The 23136-nt window shown below is 36.1% G+C and carries 23 protein-coding genes; 8 read left to right on the forward strand and 15 right to left on the reverse strand.

The window, feature by feature from the left end; genetic code table 11:
• Positions 1-28: 28 nt before the first annotated feature.
• Positions 29-856, reverse strand: coding sequence for an NAD(+)/NADH kinase (locus tag ACYQ19_RS01695; RefSeq protein WP_459977698.1), 828 nt, complete (start codon positions 854-856; stop codon positions 29-31).
• Between the two features lie 128 nt (positions 857-984).
• Here ACYQ19_RS01695 and ACYQ19_RS01700 point away from each other — a divergent pair, with 128 nt between their 5' ends.
• Entirely contained in the window at positions 985-1482 is a 498-nt protein-coding gene (locus ACYQ19_RS01700) for a bacterioferritin (RefSeq protein ID WP_459977699.1), read from the forward strand.
• On the opposite strand, the gene ACYQ19_RS01705 is transcribed toward ACYQ19_RS01700, so the two are convergent.
• Together ACYQ19_RS01705 and ACYQ19_RS01710 are read right to left on the reverse strand one after the other, a co-directional pair.
• Positions 1466-2059, reverse strand: a complete 594-nt coding sequence (locus ACYQ19_RS01705) for a CHAD domain-containing protein (protein WP_459977700.1) — start codon at positions 2057-2059, stop codon at positions 1466-1468. The genes ACYQ19_RS01700 and ACYQ19_RS01705 overlap by 17 nt on opposite strands.
• Positions 2047-3150, reverse strand: a complete 1104-nt coding sequence (locus tag ACYQ19_RS01710) for a mechanosensitive ion channel family protein (RefSeq protein ID WP_459977701.1) — start codon at positions 3148-3150, stop codon at positions 2047-2049. Before ACYQ19_RS01710 ends, ACYQ19_RS01705 begins: the two co-directional genes overlap by 13 nt.
• Positions 3151-3211: 61 nt before the next feature.
• Here ACYQ19_RS01710 and aspS point away from each other — a divergent pair, with 61 nt between their 5' ends.
• From aspS to ACYQ19_RS01745, 7 genes are all read left to right on the forward strand, one after another.
• Positions 3212-4978 (forward strand): aspartate--tRNA ligase, encoded by a 1767-nt coding sequence (aspS, locus tag ACYQ19_RS01715; RefSeq protein ID WP_459977702.1) that lies wholly within the window; start codon positions 3212-3214, stop codon positions 4976-4978.
• Positions 4971-5240, forward strand: a complete 270-nt coding sequence (locus ACYQ19_RS01720) for a FeoA family protein (protein WP_459977703.1) — start codon at positions 4971-4973, stop codon at positions 5238-5240. The genes aspS and ACYQ19_RS01720 overlap by 8 nt, the downstream gene beginning before the upstream one ends.
• A 69-nt stretch (positions 5241-5309) precedes the next feature.
• Positions 5310-5888 (forward strand): adenylate kinase, encoded by a 579-nt coding sequence (locus ACYQ19_RS01725; RefSeq protein ID WP_459977704.1) that lies wholly within the window; start codon positions 5310-5312, stop codon positions 5886-5888.
• Entirely contained in the window at positions 5888-6610 is a 723-nt protein-coding gene (locus ACYQ19_RS01730; protein ID WP_459977705.1) for a competence/damage-inducible protein A, read from the forward strand. The genes ACYQ19_RS01725 and ACYQ19_RS01730 overlap by 1 nt, the downstream gene beginning before the upstream one ends.
• Positions 6611-6618: 8 nt before the next feature.
• Positions 6619-7791, forward strand: a complete 1173-nt coding sequence (locus ACYQ19_RS01735; RefSeq protein ID WP_459977706.1) for a GGDEF domain-containing response regulator — start codon at positions 6619-6621, stop codon at positions 7789-7791.
• Positions 7792-7885: 94 nt separating this feature from the next.
• A complete protein-coding gene (locus ACYQ19_RS01740; RefSeq protein WP_459977707.1) occupies positions 7886-8248 on the forward strand; it encodes an adenylate kinase in 363 nt (120 codons plus the stop codon).
• Between the two features lie 160 nt (positions 8249-8408).
• Entirely contained in the window at positions 8409-10232 is a 1824-nt protein-coding gene (locus ACYQ19_RS01745; protein WP_459977708.1) for a BspA family leucine-rich repeat surface protein, read from the forward strand.
• Here the strand turns inward: ACYQ19_RS01745 and ACYQ19_RS01750 are convergent.
• The 12 genes from ACYQ19_RS01750 to ACYQ19_RS01805 form a co-directional block, all read right to left on the reverse strand.
• On the reverse strand, positions 10229-11092 hold the full coding sequence (locus tag ACYQ19_RS01750) for a CoB--CoM heterodisulfide reductase iron-sulfur subunit B family protein (protein WP_459977709.1): 864 nt from the start codon (positions 11090-11092) through the stop codon (positions 10229-10231). The two genes, ACYQ19_RS01745 and ACYQ19_RS01750, sit on opposite strands and share 4 nt — an antisense overlap.
• 1 nt (position 11093) lies before the next feature.
• Positions 11094-12062: a succinate dehydrogenase/fumarate reductase iron-sulfur subunit gene (locus ACYQ19_RS01755; RefSeq protein WP_459977710.1), complete on the reverse strand. Its 969-nt coding sequence runs from the start codon at positions 12060-12062 to the stop codon at positions 11094-11096.
• A 10-nt stretch (positions 12063-12072) separates the two neighbouring features.
• Positions 12073-13779, reverse strand: coding sequence for an FAD-dependent oxidoreductase (locus ACYQ19_RS01760; RefSeq protein ID WP_459977711.1), 1707 nt, complete (start codon positions 13777-13779; stop codon positions 12073-12075).
• Between the two features lies 1 nt (position 13780).
• Positions 13781-15202: an FAD-dependent oxidoreductase gene (locus ACYQ19_RS01765; protein WP_459977712.1), complete on the reverse strand. Its 1422-nt coding sequence runs from the start codon at positions 15200-15202 to the stop codon at positions 13781-13783.
• Between the two features lie 2 nt (positions 15203-15204).
• Positions 15205-15540, reverse strand: a complete 336-nt coding sequence (gene hypA, locus ACYQ19_RS01770; protein WP_459977713.1) for a hydrogenase maturation nickel metallochaperone HypA — start codon at positions 15538-15540, stop codon at positions 15205-15207.
• Positions 15533-16051 (reverse strand): 4Fe-4S dicluster domain-containing protein, encoded by a 519-nt coding sequence (locus tag ACYQ19_RS01775; protein ID WP_459977714.1) that lies wholly within the window; start codon positions 16049-16051, stop codon positions 15533-15535. Before ACYQ19_RS01775 ends, hypA begins: the two co-directional genes overlap by 8 nt.
• 61 nt (positions 16052-16112) lie before the next feature.
• Positions 16113-17192, reverse strand: coding sequence for a hydrogenase large subunit (locus ACYQ19_RS01780; RefSeq protein ID WP_459977715.1), 1080 nt, complete (start codon positions 17190-17192; stop codon positions 16113-16115).
• The gene (locus tag ACYQ19_RS01785) at positions 17182-17697 is read right to left on the reverse strand and encodes an NADH-quinone oxidoreductase subunit C (RefSeq protein ID WP_459977716.1); all 516 of its coding nucleotides are present in this window, start codon (positions 17695-17697) and stop codon (positions 17182-17184) included. Before ACYQ19_RS01785 ends, ACYQ19_RS01780 begins: the two co-directional genes overlap by 11 nt.
• Positions 17694-18197, reverse strand: coding sequence for a 4Fe-4S binding protein (locus tag ACYQ19_RS01790; protein WP_459977717.1), 504 nt, complete (start codon positions 18195-18197; stop codon positions 17694-17696). Before ACYQ19_RS01790 ends, ACYQ19_RS01785 begins: the two co-directional genes overlap by 4 nt.
• Entirely contained in the window at positions 18194-18622 is a 429-nt protein-coding gene (locus ACYQ19_RS01795) for an NADH-quinone oxidoreductase subunit B family protein (protein WP_015902170.1), read from the reverse strand. Before ACYQ19_RS01795 ends, ACYQ19_RS01790 begins: the two co-directional genes overlap by 4 nt.
• On the reverse strand, positions 18619-19578 hold the full coding sequence (locus ACYQ19_RS01800; RefSeq protein ID WP_012663679.1) for a respiratory chain complex I subunit 1 family protein: 960 nt from the start codon (positions 19576-19578) through the stop codon (positions 18619-18621). Before ACYQ19_RS01800 ends, ACYQ19_RS01795 begins: the two co-directional genes overlap by 4 nt.
• A complete protein-coding gene (locus ACYQ19_RS01805; RefSeq protein WP_459977718.1) occupies positions 19568-23053 on the reverse strand; it encodes a complex I subunit 5 family protein in 3486 nt (1161 codons plus the stop codon). The genes ACYQ19_RS01800 and ACYQ19_RS01805 overlap by 11 nt, the downstream gene beginning before the upstream one ends.
• Positions 23054-23136: the final 83 nt, after the last annotated feature.

The raw sequence follows: 23136 nt of genomic DNA on the forward strand, positions 1-23136 counted from the left end.
ACATTCTCAATTCTCAATTCTCCATTCATTATTTCCCGTCTCCCCAGTTGAGTTTTTCCCTTAAAACCTCAAAATAGTTTCTTTCGAGCCTGTGTATAAGTTTTGCGGGATTTCCGGCTTTTTTAATTTTTATCTTGCCTTTCATATCAAATATTTCCTGCCCGTCAATTATTAATTTAGCCTTATTGTTTTCTACTTCAAGCTCAATCTCAAAATGACTCGGAAGAATAAGCGGTCTTTGTGTCAGGGAATGGGGACATATCGGAGTTAAAACAAACCCTTCGGTTAAAGGATATACGACAGGTCCTCCGGCACTTAAATTATAAGCCGTGCTTCCAGTTGGAGTTGAAATTATAAGCCCGTCACCATAGTATCTGTTCAGGTGCGATTCGTTGGTGTCTACGTTTATGTGTATCATAGAGGATATAACATCTTTACTTATTACCACATCGTTAAATGCATATAGTTTTGTATTTTGAAATTCGACTTCAATTACCATCCTCTCATCCACCCTATATTCACCCTTTAAAAACTTATCTAAAAATTCATCTATATTATCAGGGTTTATATCTGTTAAAAATCCGAGCTTTCCGGCATTTATCCCTAAGATAGGCTTATCGAACCTATAGCTTCTTCTCGCTACCGAAATAAGAGTTCCGTCACCGCCTAAAGTTACTAAAAAATCCACGCTTTCACACATTTTTTCAAAATCCATTCCGAGTATTCCTATAAGCTTGGCCGAAACCATATCAATATATACTTCAATACCTTTTTGTTCGAATATTTTTTTTATCTTAAAAAAAAGATTCTTAAGACTCTCATCAACGGTAGGCTTTAAAACGAATCCCGCTTTCACTTCTTCCCTTTTTTTCTATAATTATACCAATTTATATGAGTGATTAGTTTTTGTTATATAATGGAAAAAAATTATTATTTAATAAATTTATGCTATAATATCACATAACACACAAAAAAGGATTAAAAATGGACAGAAAAAAATCAATCGAACTACTAAATAAAGCGGTTGCGGAAGAGTTAAGCGCAATTCATCAGTATATGTATTTTCATTTTATATTGGATGATTTAGGATACGACCTGCTTGCAGGAATATTCAAAAAAACGGCGATTGACGAAATGCTGCATACGGAAAGGTTTGCGGAAAGAATTTTATTTTTAGGCGGAGAGATTGAAATGAAACCGGCTCATGAAGTCGAACACATAAGAGAACCGCACAAAATGCTCGAATGGGCTATGAAAAGCGAAGAGGAAGCGATGGAAATGTATAATGATTTCGCAGTAGAATGCACTCAGGCAAGAGATGCAGGAACAAAACAGATATTTGAATCAATTATTGCAGATGAAGAGAGGCATTTCGAAGGATTTGAACAGGAATTTGAAAACCTCAAAAACTTCGGAGACAGATATTTAGCACAACAGGCAATGGAAAGAAGTAAAAGAATGGGAATTAATCCGGCAGAATAGATAAAATTTCTTTTCTCGCTTTTTCGGCTTTTTTAATATATTTCTGCTTTTTCAAATACGCTTTAAGAGGTGAAATATTAAATTTTTTCAATAATTTTTCGCATTTATAATAATCGTGTGCTTTTCCAAGAGCATCCTGAATTTTTTTGAATTCTTTTTCATAATCTTTATTTGTATATCTGCAGGCTTTTATTTTAAGTCTCAAGCGGTGCAGTTCTTTGTCGTTTTTATTTAAAAAAGTCTCTTTTAATAATTTCTTGCAAGAAAACAAATCAATTTTTACTTTTTCTTTTGCAGTTGTTTTTTTAAATTCTATTTTTTTAAGTATTTTTATAAATTTTTTATTAAGTTTTTTTCTTCTTTTTTTAAGGAATTTCCTTATTTTTCTGTTTTTGCATATTTTCAGCATTACATCGGTATCCCTAAGTTTAGAAGATGCGCTTAAAATAGTTTCGAATCCCTTATTACTATGCCCTTCTTTTTGTAAAAAAGAGAGCATTCTTCTGCATTCTATCCTTAAAGAGTGAAGTGTTTTTGCATCCTGTTTTTTTAGATACTTTTTAATCAGCTTTTCCATAGGTTCTTCCTCTCGTCATAGAAAATAACAGATGTAGGGTAAGCAAGCTCGAGTTTAGAGCTTTTTATAATTTCAAGAACTTTAAAAAGCACGTCCTGTTTAACTTTAAGCCATCCTTCCCAATCCACGGTAATTGAAAACGCGTAAACCAAAATATTCATCGAATAATCGTCAAAATCATCCAGATATACAAGCAGGGTTTTTCTGACCCCATACTTGTCCTCGATGGAAAAAAGAGTGTTTTTCATCATTTTTTTTCTAAGCTGCGAAGCTATTTTACGGTCGGTTACTATCTGAGGATGATGCTCAAGCATTGTTCTGATTTCATAAATAACCCTGTTAAGTTCCTCGGTATCGGTTGTATATTTGATTTTTATCCAAAATTTTATGCGTCTTCCTATAATTCTTCTTGACCAGTTTTTAACCCATTGATTTGCTAAAACGGAATTCGGAATAGTTATAAGTGAATTGTCAAATGTTCTTATCTGAGTAGCCGTAAGGCCTATTTCTGTTACAAACCCTTCAAAGTCTTTCGTTTCTATCCAGTCACCCTGATGAAAAGCGTCTTCACTCACAAGTCTTATGGAATCAAAAAAGTTGCTAAGCGTATCTTTTGCCGCAAGCCCCACAATTACACCACCGATTCCCAAAGATGTGATAATAGCCGTCAGGTTTACGCCCAAATGTGAAAGAATAAGCACAAACACTACAATAACCAAAAAAACTTTCGTAAGGTTTATAACCAGCAAAAAAAGTTCTCGCCTTACATTGGCTTTTTGGGCTAGTTTTACCGATATTATTGTATATACGATATATTTAAACACCTCATAAAAAGCCCAGGCTATAAGAAACAGATTCACATAAAAAGCTGTGTTTTCATATGAAACGCCCCATTTTTTAAGCCAAAAAGTTAAAACATTGAAATTCAAAAGTAAAAGTAACGGAATACCTATTTTATTTACACGCGAATAAAATAATCTAAGAGACAATTTTTTTCTGTTTTTAAAAAGAAAAATTTTAAGCTTTTTGCTCAAAAACGGATAGAAAATATCAAGTATTATTACAAGTATAGCTAATATAATCTCTTTCATTTTCATCCTTTGCAAAAATTATAGCACATTTTGGTATAATTGCGCCTAAAAAAGGAAATTAATGAGAACTCATTATTGCGCCGAAGTTAATGAAAACCTTGTCGGTCAAAAAGTTGAGCTTGTAGGATGGGTTAACTCTCACAGAGACCACGGTGGGGTTATATTCATAGACCTTAGGGATAACAGCGGAATCGTTCAGGTGGTAGCAGATCCTGCAGACAGCACAAAAGCACACAGAGTTGCGGAAGAAATTAAAGATGAATACGTTTTAAAAGTTATTGGACTTGTTAGACTCAGAGGTGAAGGACTTGAAAACCCTAAACTTAAAACAGGAAAAATCGAAGTAGTTGCCGAAGAAATTATCATAGAAAACAAAAGCGAAGTTTTACCTTTTCAAATCGGTGATAAAAGCGTAAATGAAGAGCTAAGACTAAAATACAGATATCTTGATTTAAGAGATCCTAACAGCCTTAATACGTTTATTTTAAGAAGCAAAGTTACAAAAGCTATTAGGGACTATTTTGACAGCAACGGATTTATAGACGTTGAAACGCCTATTCTTACTAAATCAACACCTGAAGGTGCGAGGGATTATCTGGTTCCGAGCAGAATACATCCGGGTGAATTTTACGCACTTCCTCAATCTCCTCAGCTATTTAAACAGATCCTTATGGTAGCCGGGTTTGACAGATATTATCAGATTGCAAAATGTTTCAGAGATGAAGATCTCAGAGCAGACAGACAGCCTGAATTTACACAGGTGGACGTTGAAATGAGCTTTGTTGAAGAAGACGACGTAATTGCAGCAATCGAAGGAATGATTAAAGAAGCTTTCAAAGTTGCGGGCGTTGAGGTGTCATTACCTATCCCAAGAATGACATACGCCGAAGCTATGGAGAAATACGGAAGCGATAAGCCTGATTTGAGATTCGATTTACCAATGGTTGACGTAATTGATGAGTTTGTCGATTCAAACAATGAAATCTTCAGCACAATTGCAAAAGACAAGAAAAACAATAGATTCAAAGCACTCAAAGTCCCAGGCGGGGATAAATTCTACAGCAGAAAAATGTTAAAAGAACTTGAAAATTTCGTTAGAAAATTCGGCGCAAAAGGTCTTGCATACATTCAGGTTAAAGAAGAAGGGCTTAAGGGACCTATTGTTAAATTCATGAGTGAAGAGTCTTTAAACAAAATGATTGAAAAATTAAATCCTGAAATCGGTGATATTATTTTCTTCGGTGCAGGTGATAAGAAAACGGTTCTTGATTATATGGGAAGATTAAGAGTTAAAATCGCAAATGACATGGGATTAATCGACCATAACGAATACAAATTTACTTGGATTGTTGATTTCCCTATGTTTGAAAAAGACGAAAACGGCAACCCTACTCCACTTCATCATCCTTTCACAATGCCTGATATGGATACATGGGATGAGGAAGATTTCGAAAGCATCCAGTCAATCGCATATGATCTTGTTCTTAACGGATACGAAATTGGGGGAGGAAGTATCAGGATTCATAAAGAGGAAATTCAGGAAAAAGTATTCAAAATGCTCGGGATCGACGAAATGGAAGCTCGTGAAAAATTCGGCTTTTTACTTGACGCACTTAAATTCGGTGCACCTCCTCACGGCGGATTCGCTCTCGGGCTTGACAGGGTTATTATGCTTATGACAAAAACTGATAACATCAGAGACGTTATAGCATTCCCTAAAACACAAAAAGCTCAGTGTCTGTTAACAGGTGCACCTGGTGAAGTTGACAAAGCACAGCTTAAAGAACTTCATATAAGAGTAAAAAAACCAAAAGCGGACAATGAATAGAAAAATAAGCGAAGTTACAAATTTAACTTTGGCAAACTTAAAAAAAGGTGATGTTTTTAAAATCGTAGGCTTTGATAAATCGTGCGGTAATTTTAAACACAGACTAAGCGATTTAGGAATTAGCAAAGGTCAGATAGGACAGGTTATCAATAAATCCCTTTTCGGTCCTATCGAAGTTGATATAGAGGGAAGAAAGCTCGCTTTAGGGCGCGGAATGACTAAAAAAATTTATGTTAAAAAATTTGAATGCCCGGTATTGTAGTCAATGGTGTATAGTTTATGGTTTATAGTTTATAGTTGAGTAAGAAAAAACATAAATAAAGGAGAAACTATGAAAAAACTTTTTTTAATTATCGGAGCACCCGGAAGCGGTAAAACTACTGACGCTGAACTAATCGCAGAGAGAAACTCAGATAAAATTGTTCATTATTCAACAGGTGATTTATTGAGAGCTGAAGTTGCAAGCGGAAGCGAACTTGGTAAAACAATCAAAAGCTATATCGACAACGGAAATCTTGTTCCTCTTGAAATCGTAATCAACACAATTAAAAGCGCAATTGAAAAAGCGCCTAAAGATATCGTATTAATTGACGGCTTCCCAAGAAGCGTTGAGCAGATGAAAGCACTTGACGAAATGCTTAAAAACAGCGACGACATTGAGCTTGTAAGTGTTATTGAGGTTGAAGTTAGTGAAGATGTGGCAAGAGAAAGGGTTTTAGGAAGAGCAAGAGGTGCTGATGATAACGTTGAAGTATTCAATAATAGAATGAAAGTGTTTATGGAACCTTTAAAAGAGATTCAGGATTTTTACAGCGCACAGGGTAAACTCATCAAAATTAACGGAGAAAGAACAATCGAAGAAATCGTTGATGAAATGGAACAGGTTATTAAAGAAAAAGCCGGAATTTAATGAAAATTTTTCAGGTTATAATAGGAACAGAAATATTAAACGGAAGAAGAAAGGATAAACATTTTACGTTTTTAAGAGATCTACTCTTAAAAAGAGGATATGAACTTTTTTCCTCTTTTATTGTAAAAGATGATCCTGAACTTCTTGAAAAAACATTCCACCTTATAAAAACAACTCCCAAATCAATGCTTTTTTGTTATGGTGGCATCGGTGCGACACCCGATGATTTCACAAGAGAAATAGCCGCAAAAGTCTTCAGCAATGGTGAAATGAAATACAATGAAGAATTTATAAATAAAATTAATCAAAAGTTTCCAAACGAAGATAATTCCAAAAAACATCTTTTAGCTTACTGGTCAAAAAATGCCAAACCTTTATCGAATAATCCTATAAACGGATTTCCGGGCTTTTGCATAAACAACAGATATTTTTTTATGCCAGGTTTCCCTCAAATGGCACATCCTATGAGTATTGAGGCAGTTGAAAAATATCTACCTCAAAAAAAACCTAAAGAACGTTTTACAATTTTAGCATATGCAAAAGAATCTGAAATGCTTGAAATAATGAAAAAAATTCCAAAAGATGTTGAGTTTTCTACTCTCCCTACATTGGAATACACCAGTGAAATTTCGTTTGCCGGAGAAAAAGCAAAAGAAATTTTTAAATGGTTTAAAGAAGAATTAAAGAAAAATAATATACAATATAAAGAAATAAAATCATAAGGCTTAATATGAAGATCAAACCGAATGATTATCTTAAAAAACTAACCTGTCTTTATGTTGAAGATGATGAGAGTATAAGAGAAAGTTTTTTAGTTATTTTAAACAGAATATTTAAAAAAGTTTTTGTTGCTACCAATGGAAAAGAAGGGCTTGAACTTTTTAAACAAAACCATCCTGACATCATATTGTCAGATATAAAAATGCCCGAAATAGACGGACTTGAAATGTCAAAAGAAATCAAAACATTGAATCCAGATGCTTATATTATATTGCTTACCGCATTTACTGACATAGATTTTTTGAAAAAAGCTATTGACTTGGGAGTTGAAGGTTATATAACTAAACCAATTGATAAGAAAAAACTTTATCAAAAATTAAACTTTTTAGCAGAAATCATCAAACACAAAAAAGAAGCTGAAGAAAATTTACAACTTTTACATAAAATATTTGAAGAACAAAACGATGCAGTAATTTTAGCCAAAGACAACGACATCAAACTTAAAAATTCAACCTTTATAAAAGAATTCGGAGATTTTAAAACTTTAGATGATTTGGAAGAATATTTAAAAACAGATCTCATTTTTGATGAAAAGCCAACTATTACTAATATTGAAATAAACGACACTATCAAAACATATGAAATCACTTATAAAAAAGCAGATGAGAACCATAAAATAATTACTTTTAAAAACATTTCCGAAATTAACAAAAAAATATATACTGACGAACTCACTAAAGCATATAACAGAAAATATTTAAATAATATCTTACATAAATTAATAAATAGAAATGTTTGTTTTATTATTTTAGATATTGACGATTTCAAAAAAATAAACGATAATAAAGGACATCTGATTGGGGATATAGTTTTACAAATTTTATCAGAGGTCATTAGAGAAAATTTAAGAAAAGACGACTATTTTATTAGATGGGGTGGTGAAGAGTTTTTAATTATTCCCAACAATGTGTCAAATTCAGAAACGGCAGCTAAAATTGCAGAACATTTAAGACAAGCTATTGAAAAAACAAATTTTATGGAAGTAGATAAGGTAACTTGCAGTTTTGGAGTTGCATGTGACTACATTAATACAAACGATGACATTAAAAACTTATTCAAAAAAGCTGATAAAGCTTTATATAAAGCAAAAAAATCAGGAAAAAACAAAGTAGAGGTATATTAAAATGACGCTGTATTATTTATTATTATTAACAAGTATTATAATTATTGCTTTTGCTATTTACAACTTTATTAAAATTTCTAAAATTGAAAAAAACATGAATAATTATCTATTCGCTATAACAAGTGAAAGAGGTTATTATGTAGGAGCGGTGCTCTTTTCATTTGCACTTATGGTAGTTTCGGCATTTCAGGCAATGCCTTTTGTGTTTGATATGAGGGTATTTAGTATTGTGTTTTTCTTCTTTTCAATATTTTTATTATCACTTTCTCATCTTGTGTATCACAACGTAGTAATTAAAAAGTGTAGTGATTACAAAGAGTTTTTTAAAGATTTTGAAATAGATTTCAGCAACAAATGCGAAAAACTTATGTTGAAATATATTTATTCAAAAGAAAAAGATATAGAAAAAATGAAAGATATCTTCAAAAGAAACAGACATCTGTGCAAAGAAAAATAGACTACTCTTTTTCTTTTTAAATATAATTTTTCTACTATCATATTTTACTATCCTATTTTCAACTCTACTATTATACATTCAATCATAAAAAATATATTTGCTTGACAAAATATTAAAAAATCATTTATAATATATTAATTTATTATTAAAGGTGGTTAAAATGAATATTAAAAAATTAACATTTATGTCTTTAGCGGCAGCATTAATAATCGGATGTAATGATAGCTCTTCATCGACAAGTTCCACAACTACAAACACATCAAAAGAAAGTGGTCAGTTAATTGATTCCCCTATAAGCGGTATAGATTATTCAAGTGATAGCGGAAGTGGTGTAACTGATAAGAACGGAATTTTTTATTTTCAAAGCGGTGACAGAATAATTACATTTTCAGTAGGAAAAATGAAAATAAGCGATTTTGTATTATCTAAAATAAACATTGACAGACGAGTTTTTCCTGCAGATTTATTTGATTTAGACAGAAGCAACACCACAGATGATAGAGTTATTAAAATAATTCAGTTTTTACAAAGTCTTGATAATGACAATAACGCAAGCAATGGAATTGTTATTGATGAAGATACAAAAGACAAACTTAATCAATTAATTGAAAACAATTCGTCCATTAAAACATACGTATACTTAAATGATTTTGATACATTAAAAAACATTGTAGAAAAATTAAATAAAAAATGGATTATTGAAAACGAAGCAAGAGAACATTATAAAAACACTTTACTATCATACGGATATGAACCAGATGAAATGCCTTTTACCACATTATGGAAAGTTGATTCTACTGATTTAACAATAAACATAAACACATTAAGCAATTACGAATATAATTTTAACATTGACTGGGGGGATGGAACTAAATTTTATCATGTAACAGGTCCTATCACTCACACTTATGAGATGGAAGGATATTATATAGTAAAAATTATAGGAACTTTTCCAGGAATTCAAATATATAGTTCTAATGATATAAATAATAGCAAACAAATATTAGAAGTTATTAAATGGGGTGATATTAAATGGAAAACATTTAATCATGCTTTTAATGAATGTAATAATTTAAAAATCAATGCAAATGATTTTCCTAATTTAAAAAATGTAGAAGATATGAGTTATGCATTTGCATCAGTTAAAACAAATACATTTAAAAATATTGGACTTTGGGATGTTTCTAATGTTAAAAATATGAGTCATATGTTTGATGGTGCAACTAATTTCAATCAACCTTTAAATGATTGGAATGTTTCTAGTGTCACTAATATGAGTCATATGTTTGATGGTGCAACTAATTTCAATCAACCTTTAAATAACTGGAATGTTTCAAATGTTAAATATATGAATGGAATGTTTAAAAATGCCTGGAATTTTAATCAACCTCTAGATAATTGGAATGTTTCTAAAGTAGAAAATATGAGTGAAATGTTTTATTACGCAACTAATTTCAATCAACCTTTAAATAATTGGAATGTTTCAAATGTTAAATATATGAATGGAATGTTTTTAGGTGCATACAGTTTTAATCAACCTTTAAATGATTGGAATGTTTCTAAAGTAGAAAATATGAGTGAAATGTTTAAAAAAGCTTATCTTTTTAATAAGCCTTTAAATGACTGGAATGTTTCCAGTGTTACTGATATGAGCGGAATGTTTGAAGAAGCAACTAGTTTTAATCAATCTTTAAATAATTGGAATGTTTCTAATGTTACTGATATGAGCAGAATGTTTAAAGGAGCATTTGATTTTAACCAATCTTTAAATAATTGGGATGTTTCTAATGTTACTGATATGAGTGAAATGTTTTATAATAATAGCCAATATAATATAATGAGTTTTGATCAAAACATAAGTATGTGGGATGATCGAAATGTTCAAAATTATAATGGTTTCGGATATCGATCACCATTATGTCTAGATCATCCGGAATATATGCCACCTCGCATTTCTGCACAACCAGAAGCTTGTAATCCTTAAACCGTCACGTCTGTGACGTGATGGTTTAGTCCAAGATCTTTTGCGTCAATTCCAAAAGCAAGTCCTATCATCTGAGGCAGATGAAGTACCGGCATATTAAATTCTTTATTTACATGTTTTGCCGCAGCTTTTTGTTTTACATCAAGATTCAAATGACACAGCGGACAAGGTGTAACCATCATCTCAGCTCCGTGTTCACTCGCATCGATTAATGCGTGGGCTGTGAGTTTTTCGCTCACCGGTGTGTTTTGCAAGTCCACATGAAAACCGCAGCATTTTATTTTGCTCTCATATTCAACCGCTTCACCCATAAGCACTTTAATCAAGCTCTCAATGGCGTTCGGTTTATAAGGGTTTTCATTCAGATTCGCACCGTCGTGTGTTTTTGAAGGTCTGATAATATGGCACCCGTAAAAAGGCGCTATTTTACTGTTAAGAGGTTTTTTTACATGTTTTGAAATCTCTTCAAGCCCTATATCTTCAAGTATGGCATATAAAAAGTGCTGTACTTTTGAGCTTCCCGTATATGTATAGCCCACTTCTTTTAGTTTTTCGTTTACTTTGGCTTTGAGTTCTTCATCGTTGTCAAGTTTTTGCTTGGTGTTTTCAAGCATAAGCTGGCACGTATTGCAAAGCGTTACGAGTTTAAGTCCTCTTTTTTCGGCAAGGCAGATGTTTCTGGCATTCAGCACAAGTGATAAAAACTCGTCAAAATCCTGCAGATGGCTGGCCCCGCAGCAGCTCGCTTCATTAAGTATCTCTATTTCAATTCCAAGCTCTTTTGCCACGGCAAGTGTTGATTTTAAAAGTTCCGGTGTAGATTCTTTTGCCGTGCATCCGGTATAAAGTGCATATTTCATATTAATCCTTTAACTCGTGTGTTTGGGATATTTCGATAAGTTTTTGTATTTCTTCAAGGCCCTCGCTTTTAGGCATTTGCCAAGGTAGTTTGATTTTACCTTTCATAAACATCGCCATCGCTTCAGGTATATGACGGACAACGTTTACGCCTTCGCTGTATAGTACCAGCATTCCCTCATCAAGGATTCCGTGTTTTTTAATAGAATGTACAAAACCTTCGGCGTGTTTGGTAGCGACGTTTCTTTTAGCCACTCCCTCTTCGAATACCTGGTTATGCAGATGTGTGATTTTCGTAAACGGATCGACGCCTTTAGGACACACTTCAATACAAGCCTGACATTTCACACAGTCCCATATACCAATTCCAAGTTTATCCACAAGTTCAAGCCTTTCTTTTTTAGCCTCATCCCTGACATCAGCCGTAAACCTGTATGTTTTGGCAAGCGCCTGAGGTCCCAAGAAGTCCTTATTAGCCCTTACACTCTCACACGCATAATAACAGCACCCGCAGGCAATACAGTAATCAGCCTCTTCTATCATTTCAACAAGTGCCGGTTTTATTAGATTTTCGCTTTTTGGATGTTCATCAATCTCCGCAATCAGATAAGGTTTGACTTTGGCGTTTTTATCCCAGAAATCTTTTTTATCGTTAACAAGGTCTTTTATAACTTTTTCTTTGTTTTTGCTAAGAGGCTCTATCACAAGAGTGGTTCCAAACATTTCAACAGCTTCTTTTATGCTTGTCTTACACGCAAGGACGTTTTTGCCGTTAAGTTTAATGGCACAGCTTCCGCAAATACCGTGTCTGCAGCTTCTTCTGTAACTGAGGCTTCCGTCGATTTCCCACTTGATTTTATTTAGTGCATCAAGAATTACACCGTCGTCGCTCATATCAAGTGTATATTTTTCATAATGAGGTTTTTCATCTACTTCCGGGTTGTATCTGTATACTTTAAATGTTACTTCCATCACCTATCCTTTAATATTTACGCTCTTGAGGCTCGAATTTTGTAATTTTTACTTCACCATAATCAAGTTCTATTTCCCCGTCTTTTAAATAACCGAAAGTATGTTTTAAGAAGTTTTCATCGTCTCTTTTCGGATAATCCTCCCTGTAATGAGCTCCGCGTGATTCTTTTCTGTTAATCGCACCTTCAACGATAAACAGAGCGTAATCGAGCATATGCCCAAGCTCAATAGCTTCTTGAAGGTCTGTATTGTAAAGTTTACCTTTGTCGTCAAGTTTTATGTTTTTATATCTTTTGCGAAGTTCTTTTAATTTTTCTTTAGCTTCAAGCATTGTGGCTTCTTCTCTGAAAACCCCTACTTTTGTGCTCATGGTTTCCTGAAGCTCGCTTCTGATTTGGGCAACTTTTTCATTTCCGTTTGAATTTAAAAGTCCTTTAACTTCATTTAACATATTTTCCGCTTCTTTTGCGTTTGCTTCTCTAAATTCAATATTATCAAGATCTTTTAGTATACTCTGTCCCGTCCATCTTCCGTAGAAAAGCGCTTCAAGAAGCGAGTTTGCACCGAGTCTGTTTGCCCCGTGCACGCTTACACAAGCACATTCACCCGCGGCATACAGACCTTCAGTTAGTTCTGTCGGAGATTTTTTTACATGCCCGTTTATATCCACAGGAATTCCACCCATTGAATAGTGAGCAGTGGCTGAAATTAAAATAGGCTCTTTTACCATATCACGCCCGAGGAAAGTGAGTGCCAAGTCACGAAGCTCTGGGAGTCTTTCGTTGATTTTCTTTTCACCTAAGTGGGTCAGGTCAAGATATACCGCAAAAGGATCTTCTTTTGCTCCTCTGCCTTCGATTATCTCTTTCATAATCGCACGGCTTACCACATCACGGGGAGCGAGTTCCATTTTCTCAGGAGCGTATTTTTCCATAAATCTTTCGCCGTTTCTATTAAACAGCCTTCCGCCCTCACCCCTTGCGGCTTCACTCATTAAAATTCCGCTTCCGGCAAGTCCCGTCGGGTGAAACTGTACAAATTCCATATCTTCAAGAGGAATACCGCGTCTTGCTAAAATAGAAAGTCCGTCACCCGTATTCGCATGCGCGTTTGAGTTTACCTTAAACGCTCTTGCATATCCGCCTGTAGCAAACATAACCGCTTTTGCATTGAATATCGCAGGTGTTAAATCTCTTAGATTGTATGCAACGACTCCGTATGCTTTGCCGTCCTCATACAAAACATCGGCTACATACCATTCATCAAGCATTAAAACATCTTCTCTTACACACTGCTCATACATTGTCTGTAAAAGTGTAAGTCCCGTTCTGTCTTTTGCAAAGCATGCTCTCGGACGGCTTTGTCCTCCAAACGGTCTTTGAGCGATTCTGCCGTCTTCCCTACGGCTGAATACCGCACCCATCCTTTCAATCCATCTGATTGTCTCAGGTGCTTTTTCACACATAAGCTCGACCGCATCCTGATCCGCCAAATAATCACTACCTTTTACTGTATCGAATTTATGAAGTTCTACATCGTCATCATCGGCAAGCGCCGCGTTTATACCGCCCTGAGCGGCACCCGAGTGGGAACGGAGAGGATGAAGTTTCGTTAAAACCGTTACGCTTTTTCCGGCTTTTACAAGCTCCCTTGCGGCAGCAAGCCCCGCAAGTCCCGCACCTACTATAACAACATCACTTTTATATACGGCTACCATATTAATCCTTTAATCCCAAATCCTCTAAAATAGCATATGCCGCATCTCTTCCGTCCCTTGCCGCTGTTACAACAAGATCTGCACCTCTTACGGCGTCACCACCGGCATATACTTTCGGATTTGTTGTTTGGTATCTTTCGTTTACTTTCGGACATCCCCATTTGTCGGTTTCGATTCCAGCATGCTCATACCAAGCAAATTTTACGTTATCAAAACCAAGGGCTAATATAATTATATCACAAGGAATTTCAAAATCACTTCCTTCAACAACCTGAACCCTTCTTCTGCCGCTGCTGTCAGGCTCTCCGAGTTCTGTTTTTTGGCATATAATTCCCACAACATTTTTGTTTTCGTCAACTTTTACGGCTTTTGGAGCGGTATAAAACATAAATTTAACACCCTCTTCTTTTGCGTTAATCACTTCTTTTTTACTTCCCGGCATATTTGCTTCATCACGTCTGTATACACACGTAACTTCCTTCGCACCGCTTCTTACAGAAGTTCTGACCGCATCCATCGCACTGTCACCGCCTCCTAAAACAACAACCCTTTTATCTTTTAAAATACATTCGTCAAAATCTTTAAACACCCTTTTTTGCGCGTGAGTTAACACATCCATTACGTGATACACTCCGTTTGCGTCTTCGTTTTCCATTCTCGCACCCCTGCCGCTTGGAGCACCGACACCTATAAATACGGCGTCAAATTCATTTACTAATTTTTCAAACTCTTCTTGGGTTAAAATAGGATGGTTCAGATGCAGTTTAAGCCCTGCTTCTTCCATCCATTTAAATCTTCTGAAAATTATGTCTTTATGAAGTTTGAAATTTGGAATACCATATGTTAAAAGCCCTCCGGGTCTGTCAGATTTTTCAAATATTTCAACATTCGCACCGCCTCTTAGAAGATAAGTCGCACAGCTCATCCCTGCAGGTCCGCTTCCGATTACGGCCACTCTTTTTTTTCTTTTTTTATCTTCTCCGTAGTATGGTTTTAGTCCCTGTTTAAACCCTTCTTCGCTTATAAACACTTCAATCGCGCCGATTGCCACGCTTCCGTGCTCAGTTTTAGCAATAGTACACGCACCCTGACACAGATTGTCGTGTGGACAAACCCTACCCATTACTTCAGGAAAAGGAGATGTTTCATTGCTGAGTTCAAACGCTTTTTTAAGGTTGCCGTTTTTTACTTCCCTGATCCACTGAGGAATATAGTTACCTAAAGGACATCCCGTTCTACAAAAACTGAACTCACTATCCATTCCCCTCATTATATCTATAGGACACGTTATACATCTTTTTGCTTGATATGTCGCTTCTTCTTCGTTAAATTCGATATAAACAGGTTCAAAATCTTTCACTCTTTCATTCGCATCTCTTTTTCTCTGAATTTTTTTAGGAATTCTTGCAAAATCTTTTTTCATTGTCACTCCTTCACTTCTATATATTCTATATGCATCTCTTCCCCGGCGATTATTTTCGTTTTCTCGCTGCCGCATACGGGACAGTGGAAATCAAAGCCCTTAATATCACTCTCATTTCCGCAGCCAAAACATTTAATTCTCACATCAACTTCTATAATTTCCATTTCGGCATTTCTACAAACCGTCCCTTCTTTAAAAAAATCAAAACTCTCTTTCAAAAAATGAGGCTCTATCCCGCTCATTTTGCCAATTTTAACTACAAGTCTCGTAACTTCTTTACCTTGGCTCGCTTTTTCAACGATTTTCATCATTGACTGGACTATTGACAACTCATGCATTTTGATTCAGTCTCTCAAACGCCTCGTTTTGTTTTTTCGCTTTATATTCCGTATAATCTATAAGACTGAGTGCATCTGTCGGACATACGTTTACACACGCCTGTTCGCCTTCTGTTCCTCCGCACAGGTCACATTTAATTGCGACAAGTCCCGTTACGTTTGTAGACTGGCTCGGTGCCATTACAATAGCCCCGAAAGGACAAACCATAGCACAGCTTCTACATCCTATACAATCGTCTTCGTATATTTTTACGTAGTTGTCTTCATATTTGATTATATCTATCGGACATGCGTTTACACACGGTGCGTCCTCACACTGCATACACTGCATAGGTGCTGTCAGGTTTGCATGTTTTATTACTGTGTTTCTGTGTATTAAATCAATTCCCTTAAGTCCCATATCATATGCTTCTTCAATACTTACGCCCATGTGGCTTGCCGCACACGCAAGCTCACAGTTCAGACATCCTATACATTTACTCGCATCCGCAAATATAAACTTATTAGCCATTTATTCTCCTTTATATTTTTTAACCTTCACAACTTCACAACTTATCTACTTCACAACTTACTTATCTTTCTGTGCAAGAAATACAAGGGTCGATACTATTAAAGATTACAGCGACATCACTAAGTTTATTACCCGGAATCATAACCCTTAAAGCCTCCCAGTTCATATATGTCGGAACCCTCCATCTCATTCTTTCCGGTTTTTGAGCCCCGTTGGTTTTTAAATAATAAATAAGCTCACCCCTTGGTGCTTCCGTTCTTGTAACAGCTTCACCGGCAGGAATGTGAGGTCTTTTTTGTGTTACTACAGGACCTTCCGGAAGGTTTGTAATCGCCTGACGCACAAGTCTTATGGAATCTTTAACTTCCCTCCATCTGACTTTCATTCTTGAATATACATCTCCTTCCTCTTCCAGACATACATTCGGTTTAAGCTCGTCATAAGCGGCATAAGGCGCTTTATCCCTTACATCGTTGTTTACGCCGCTGCCTCTGGCAGTCGGACCTGTAACTCCGAGCCTAAGCGCTTCTTCTTTTGGAAGCACTCCGACACCTACGGTTCTTGCTTTTGTTATTTTAGAATTGAAATATATATCCATTAGCTCATCAACTTGAGGTTCGAGTTCGTCAAGTCTTCTTAAGATATATTCAATTTGACCTTCGTCAAGGTCGTATTTCACACCGCTTAGGGTGTTGGCGCTCATATCCATTCTGTTACCCCAAATAGATTCTTTAATATCCTGCATAATTTCCCTCGCTTCCATTGTCTGGGTCATAAGAGAATGAAACCCCACAAGGTGAGCAAGCATTGAGAGATTAAACATATGTGAGGCTATTCTTTTAACTTCATCAGCCACCACCCTTAGATAATTGGCTCTTTTACTCACTTCAATACCCGCTATTTTTTCCACGGCCATTACATATGTAAAAGGATGGTTGTTTGAACACAGCGAACAAACCCTCTCTGTCAAAATAAGATTTTGAAAAAAGTTTTTCTGCATCGCGAGGTATTCTATTCCCCTGTGAACAAACCCGTTAATCATATCTACATCTGTTACCGTTTCACCTTTTAGGTCTATTTTAAAATATATAGGTTCCTCAAGTCCTATATGAAACGGCCCGATAGGAATTTTAGTGCTCATCTTTGTGCCTTTCACTTTCGATTTTTTCCCACATACAGCATGTTGCAGCCCCGTTCATTGCCTGAGAGAGCGGCATATATTCACCGAGTATCCCCTCAGCTATACTTTCATCAAGGAAGAGTCTTGCAGGATTCGGATGCCCTATAAGTTCAATTCCGAACATCTCTTTAAATTCTCTTTCGGTCCAGTTGGCCGAGTTGAGGATAGGTGTGATTGAATCAACTTTATTGTCAAACAGTTCCACTTCCACGTTCAAAAGCATTCCGTCTATGTCAAGATGATATACAAGCACGTGGTGGTCGTCTTTTTTATATGCACTGATAATCACACATCTGCCTCCAAGTTCTTTCACAACCTCCGCAACGTGTAAGATATCCTTACGATTATGAAGTTTCAGCCATATCTGAATGTTTCCTTTTTCGTCTTTTTCATCTCTTAATTCATAATCGCCCGTGAGCCTTTCTTTAAGCTCGGTAATAACTTTTTGTTTAAGAGTTTCTTTCATTTATGCAACCTTTCAAATGCGTCTTTTTGTCTGCACTTAGGACAAAGTGTTAAAAATTTCTCTATTGATTCGTTTACGTGAGGATATGCTCTTTTTAGCAGTTCATAACTTGGCGCCATAAAATATTCGCCGCATTTTTCGCACTTAACTTCAGGTATCGCCGCTACCGTTATAAATTTATATTTTTCAGCTTCGGTGTTTGCGGTATGAAAGTCATTTGTAAGTTTAATAGCCCCCGTAGGACAGAAAAATTCGCAGTTACCGCAAAAACAGCATGTGTTGTACCATGTGGTATGAACGTAAACGTTTTCGTTTTTTGTTATATGAATAGCACCTGAAGGGCACACCTCCTCACAAGTTCCACATGCCGTACACGCTTTGGCGTCAACTTTTAATTTACCTCTTAATTTATCCGGTATAAACGTAGGACCGAACGGATACGGATCAGTTGTCGGTCCTTTTAATAAGTTCCTTATCGCAATTTTTAAAAACCCGCTCATTTCATATCCCTTATTTTTTGTTTCCAAATTTCAAGTGCTTTAGCAACACCGTCTATTATCGCCTGCGGTCTTGGAGGGCATCCCGGAACGTTTACGTCAACCTTTACGTATCTATCAAGCGGTCCCTCAATAGCGTATGAATCCCTGAAAATACCGCAGCTTGTTGGACAAGTCCCCACAGCCACTACAACAAACGGATTAGGAAGTTCATCTAAAACTTCCAGTAAATACGGTTTGCTTCTTGCCGTTATAGGACCGGTTACAAGCAAAATATCAGCGTGTTTCGGACTTCCTGTATATCTGCACCCGAGTCTTTCCACATCGTATCTCGGTATCATGGCAGTCGTCGCCAGTTCCACGTCACACCCGTTGCAACTGCCTGTATTGATTCTGAATAAAAACGGGCTTCTTGTAATAATACTCATATCAGTCCTTTTACAGATAAAATCACTAAAACAAGCGTAATCAAGCTAAGAGTTGTAGGAACGATAAGTAAAAACTTAAACGCCTGGTCGATTCTGTAGCTTGGCAGAATTGCATGTATTAAAGAAAAAAACATTACAAATACCACCGTTTTAGCTATAAACCATAACAGGTTTAACATCGCATCATCCGCAATCACCACCGGGAAAAAGAAAATTTGAAACACGATACTCAAAAGTACTATTTTAAGAGCGTCTGTCATTTCATAAATTGCAAGAGGAATTGAGCTGTGTTCTATTAAAAATCCGTCCATTACGTCGGCGTCGTTATGATGCGCTATTTGAAACGGAGGCAATTCAAGCGTAGCAAGAACAAAAATAACAAAAGCTATCACCGCCGGCCAGAATTTCCAATCAAGCAGAAAACTTCCGTGAGTCTGCTGATATTGCATAATTTTTTTAAGTGAAAACACAGCATCGCCGTGCCCTACATACAGTGCGATACTAAAAGCGATAATCACAAACACCATTTCATACACAAGCATCAACTTAAGTTCCCTGTTTACCGCAATCGCCGCATAAGGAGAACTTGAAGCACCACCGCCTAAAATATGTGCAATAGCAGGAAGCGCCATTACGTAAATCAGTAGTATCAAATCGCTGTTAACACCGCTTCCTTCATATACACCGGGAATCGGAATAAAGTATAACATCGCAAGCATTCCCGCAAACCCGATTAACGGAGCGTATTTAAATACACTCTCTTTTGCGTCTTTGGGAATTAATATTTCTTTATTAAAAAGTTTAACGACATCAATGAAGTTTTGATAAATCGGAGGTCCTACACGCCCCTGCAGCCTCGCAACCACAATTCTTTCAAGAGACAGCATAAAAATACCGAGTGCCAGGGCAAAAAGCCCTCCGGGAAAAATCAGAAAATGAATTATATTAGCGCTCAACGTATCCTCCTTTTAATCCGAACACTTTTTTTGTGATACGGATAATTTTTTCGATCAGCTCTATTACGCTTTCATAGAAGTTATGGGATTTGATATGCAGATCTTTTTCACTTAAATCCCTTACACCTGATAGGAAAATATGGGTTTTTCTTGTTTTTTTGTTGTATAAAAACATCAGATAACCGATAACCAAAGCCGCAATCAGATACACTGCAAGCGTAAACAGGTTAAGATTGTCCCCTCCCATGCATACGGATGTTGCGCTTATGCATATTGTGTTGAATCCGAAAGTTTCTAAGATCATATTAATAGGTTTAAGTGCAAGATACGGGAATATTCCCAAGATAATATTTAAAACCGCCAAAATCACCATAGGAACAGACATGAAAAGATCTACTTTTTCTATTTTTTCAAAACTTTTATCCATTTTCCCGAAATATGCACTGTGCATAAATTTAACAAATACAAGAAGAATCATTACGCTTCCAAGAATCGTAAGAATCGCCAAGAACACATACCCTTTAGCCATAAGTGCATGATAAATCATCCATTTTGATACAAATCCGCTAAACATCGGAACACCGGCAGTCGCAAACACAGCCACCATAAACACCGCAAAAGTAATAGGCATTTTACGTGCGATTCCTCCGAGTTTATCTAAACTGTCGATTCCAGTTTTATAAAAAATAGCACCTGCACTCAAAAACAGCAGGTCTTTAAAAAACATATGGTTAATTAAATGAAGCATTCCCCCGGCAAGCCCTTCGCTTGTTACAAGGGAAACACCGGCTACGATATATCCGATTTCGGCAACCGTTAAGAAAATAAGAAGTCTTTTCATAGAATTTGTAAGAAGTCCGAAACTTGCCCCCATGATAATTGTAATCACACCCACAACAGCCGCAAAATGGGCAATCGAATCGATTGCGAGCATTTTAGTAAGGCTCATACCAGCGGCTATCAGATAAAACATCATAATCAGCATAAAAGGCCCGGTTTTTAGCATCACTGATGAAATATATCCGCTAATAGGAGTCGGAGCGGGTTTCGGGTGCATTTGATAATCGATTCTGACAGGAAACTGTGCAGCTTTTGCAAGGAATCCTACAGTTAAAAGTGCAACCGCGAAAATTGTGTAACTTGTTAAAGGCATCATTTCAAACACGTCAAAATAACTTCCGTAATGCATTACGATGCTGAGTCCTATCATAATAACACCGGCACCGGCAAAATTGTAAATAAGATATTTACTGGCTTCAGTAATTGAATATGAATCCTCTTCATGAACAAGCGCAATATACAACGCCCATCCGCCCATTATTTCCCAGTAAAAGAACATCGAATAAATACTGTCACTTAAACTAACCCCTATAATACCTATAATCATTATCATAAAGTTTGCAAAAAACCTGTAAGGTTTATGTGAGTGATCCATATACCTCGCCGCATATAAAAAGTTTAAAACAGCCATAAACAGCACAAGAGCCGCAAAAAATTCACTGATACCGAAAATGTTTCTAAGAACACTCAAAAACGCCAGGAATGAAAAACTCGCAGCCAAAATTCCGGCGTTTTTACTTGTTTTTCCAAAGAAAAACACAACCGCCGCACCTATAATCATTATAGTAACGCTAAGAGGAATATGCAATGCAAATTCCGGCTGAATTACATTTGCGTGAATTGTAGTGCTTATAGCCTGATTTATAAATCCTAAAACAGCATTTGGGAAAATACCGAGTAAAAACGAAATAAACGCCAGCAGATAAACAACACCGAGTTTGAGCCCGCCTACATTTTTAAACTCTTTGTCTGCACTATATAAGAAGATATATTTAAATACCCTGAGCATCCCGATAAATCCGATAACGGCACCTGCTATAAGTCCGAAAGCCGCAAGGTAATTATGAGTATCCGTAGCGGCAAATATCATTAAAAACTTAGAGTTAAAATTCCCAAAAGGTGGAAATGCACTTATAGCAAAGATGCCTATTCCCAAAGGAAATGCGAGGATCGGCAGTTTTTTACCTATACCTTTTAAATCGTCAAGGTTTCTGCTACCGGCACTCATTATTAAAAGACCGGCACTTAAAAATAACAGATCTTTTACCACCGCATGGTTGATAATATGATACAGCGCCCCGCTTAAAGCCGCTGTGCTCATTAGTCCTAAAACCGTGATAATTTCACCGATTTGTCCTATGGTGGAATATGCCAGAAGCCTTTTTAGATCTTTTTCAAAAAGTGTTTTAATCTCACCGTAAAAAAGTGTCACAAGTCCTATTCCTATCAACAGATAAGAAAAAACAAGCGCATGAAAATTAAATATATAAACGATTGCGATTATTCCGAAAATCCCGGCTTTGGTTAAGATACCGGAAAGCGGCGCGGAAATACTGCTTGGTGCTTCAGGGTGTGCCACAGGCAGCCATTTGTGCATCGGCACCATACCCGCTTTTACCCCGAAACCGAGCATTAAAAGTATTGCAGTGCTTAAAGAAAGGTTTTTAACTTCCGAGAAACTCTCAATCCCAGAAGCGTAAAAATTAGAAAACGCAAGCTGAAGAAGATACGCACCGGCAATACACATTACAAAATAAAGTTTTGCCGCACTTATCGACTCATCGCTTCTTGAATGCATAATGAGCAGATATGAAGATATTGTCATAAGCTCCCAAAAAAGATAAAAACTTTCAAAACTGTCGCTCATTGCGACTTCAATCAATGCTATACCTAAAACCGCCAGAGCCGAATAATAAAAAGTTTTGTTCGTTTTAATATAATCAAACGAATATAAAAACACCATTGTGACTATAAAAGCAATAATCAATGCAAAAACACCCCTGATTCCGTGATAATCAAACCCAAACGCCAAATGGAAAGAATTTATATCACTGAAGAGTTTAGGAATTATCAGATAAACCTGAGGCAAAACAAAAACCGCAACACCGGCCAGTGTAAAAATCCCGACAGGCAGTATGTTTTTTACTTTATCCAATACACTTTCACCTTTTGCAAAAACGATTTTTTCAAAAAGCGTAATTAAATAAACCGCCTGAATAATATTTATCGCCACAATCATATATCCAAGTTCAAACACTCCGTTTAAAGCAAAAGAATTCAAAATAAGCTGCTTGGATGTAATTAGTGAAACGCCCAAACTTCCAAAAACAGCAAACCCGAACACTGCACCCCATTTGTTAAATCCGACACCTTTTAAATCCTGCAGGGTTGTTGAGTTTTTAAAATTAAAAAACTCATACAGCATCAAAAACGCCAGAATTCTGAAAACAGCCTGATATTCAATATGCAGCATTGCCGCACTAAGTGCGGAAGAACCTAAAAAAGCTATACCAAGATACAGCACTTCAGCAGTACTTGCAACAATAAACGACTTTTTTACGTCATTTACGTTTATTAAAGCAAACACTTTGAGTGCGAGAATAGCCAGTAAAAACAAAAATACGACAGCTTCCACTCTCACTCCTTTAAATGATTAATCATTCATATTTTAAAATGAAATTAATTTATTTTTAAGTTAAAAGAGAGTTATAATTAAAA

The sequence above is a fragment of the Nautilia lithotrophica genome (assembly GCF_054656815.1).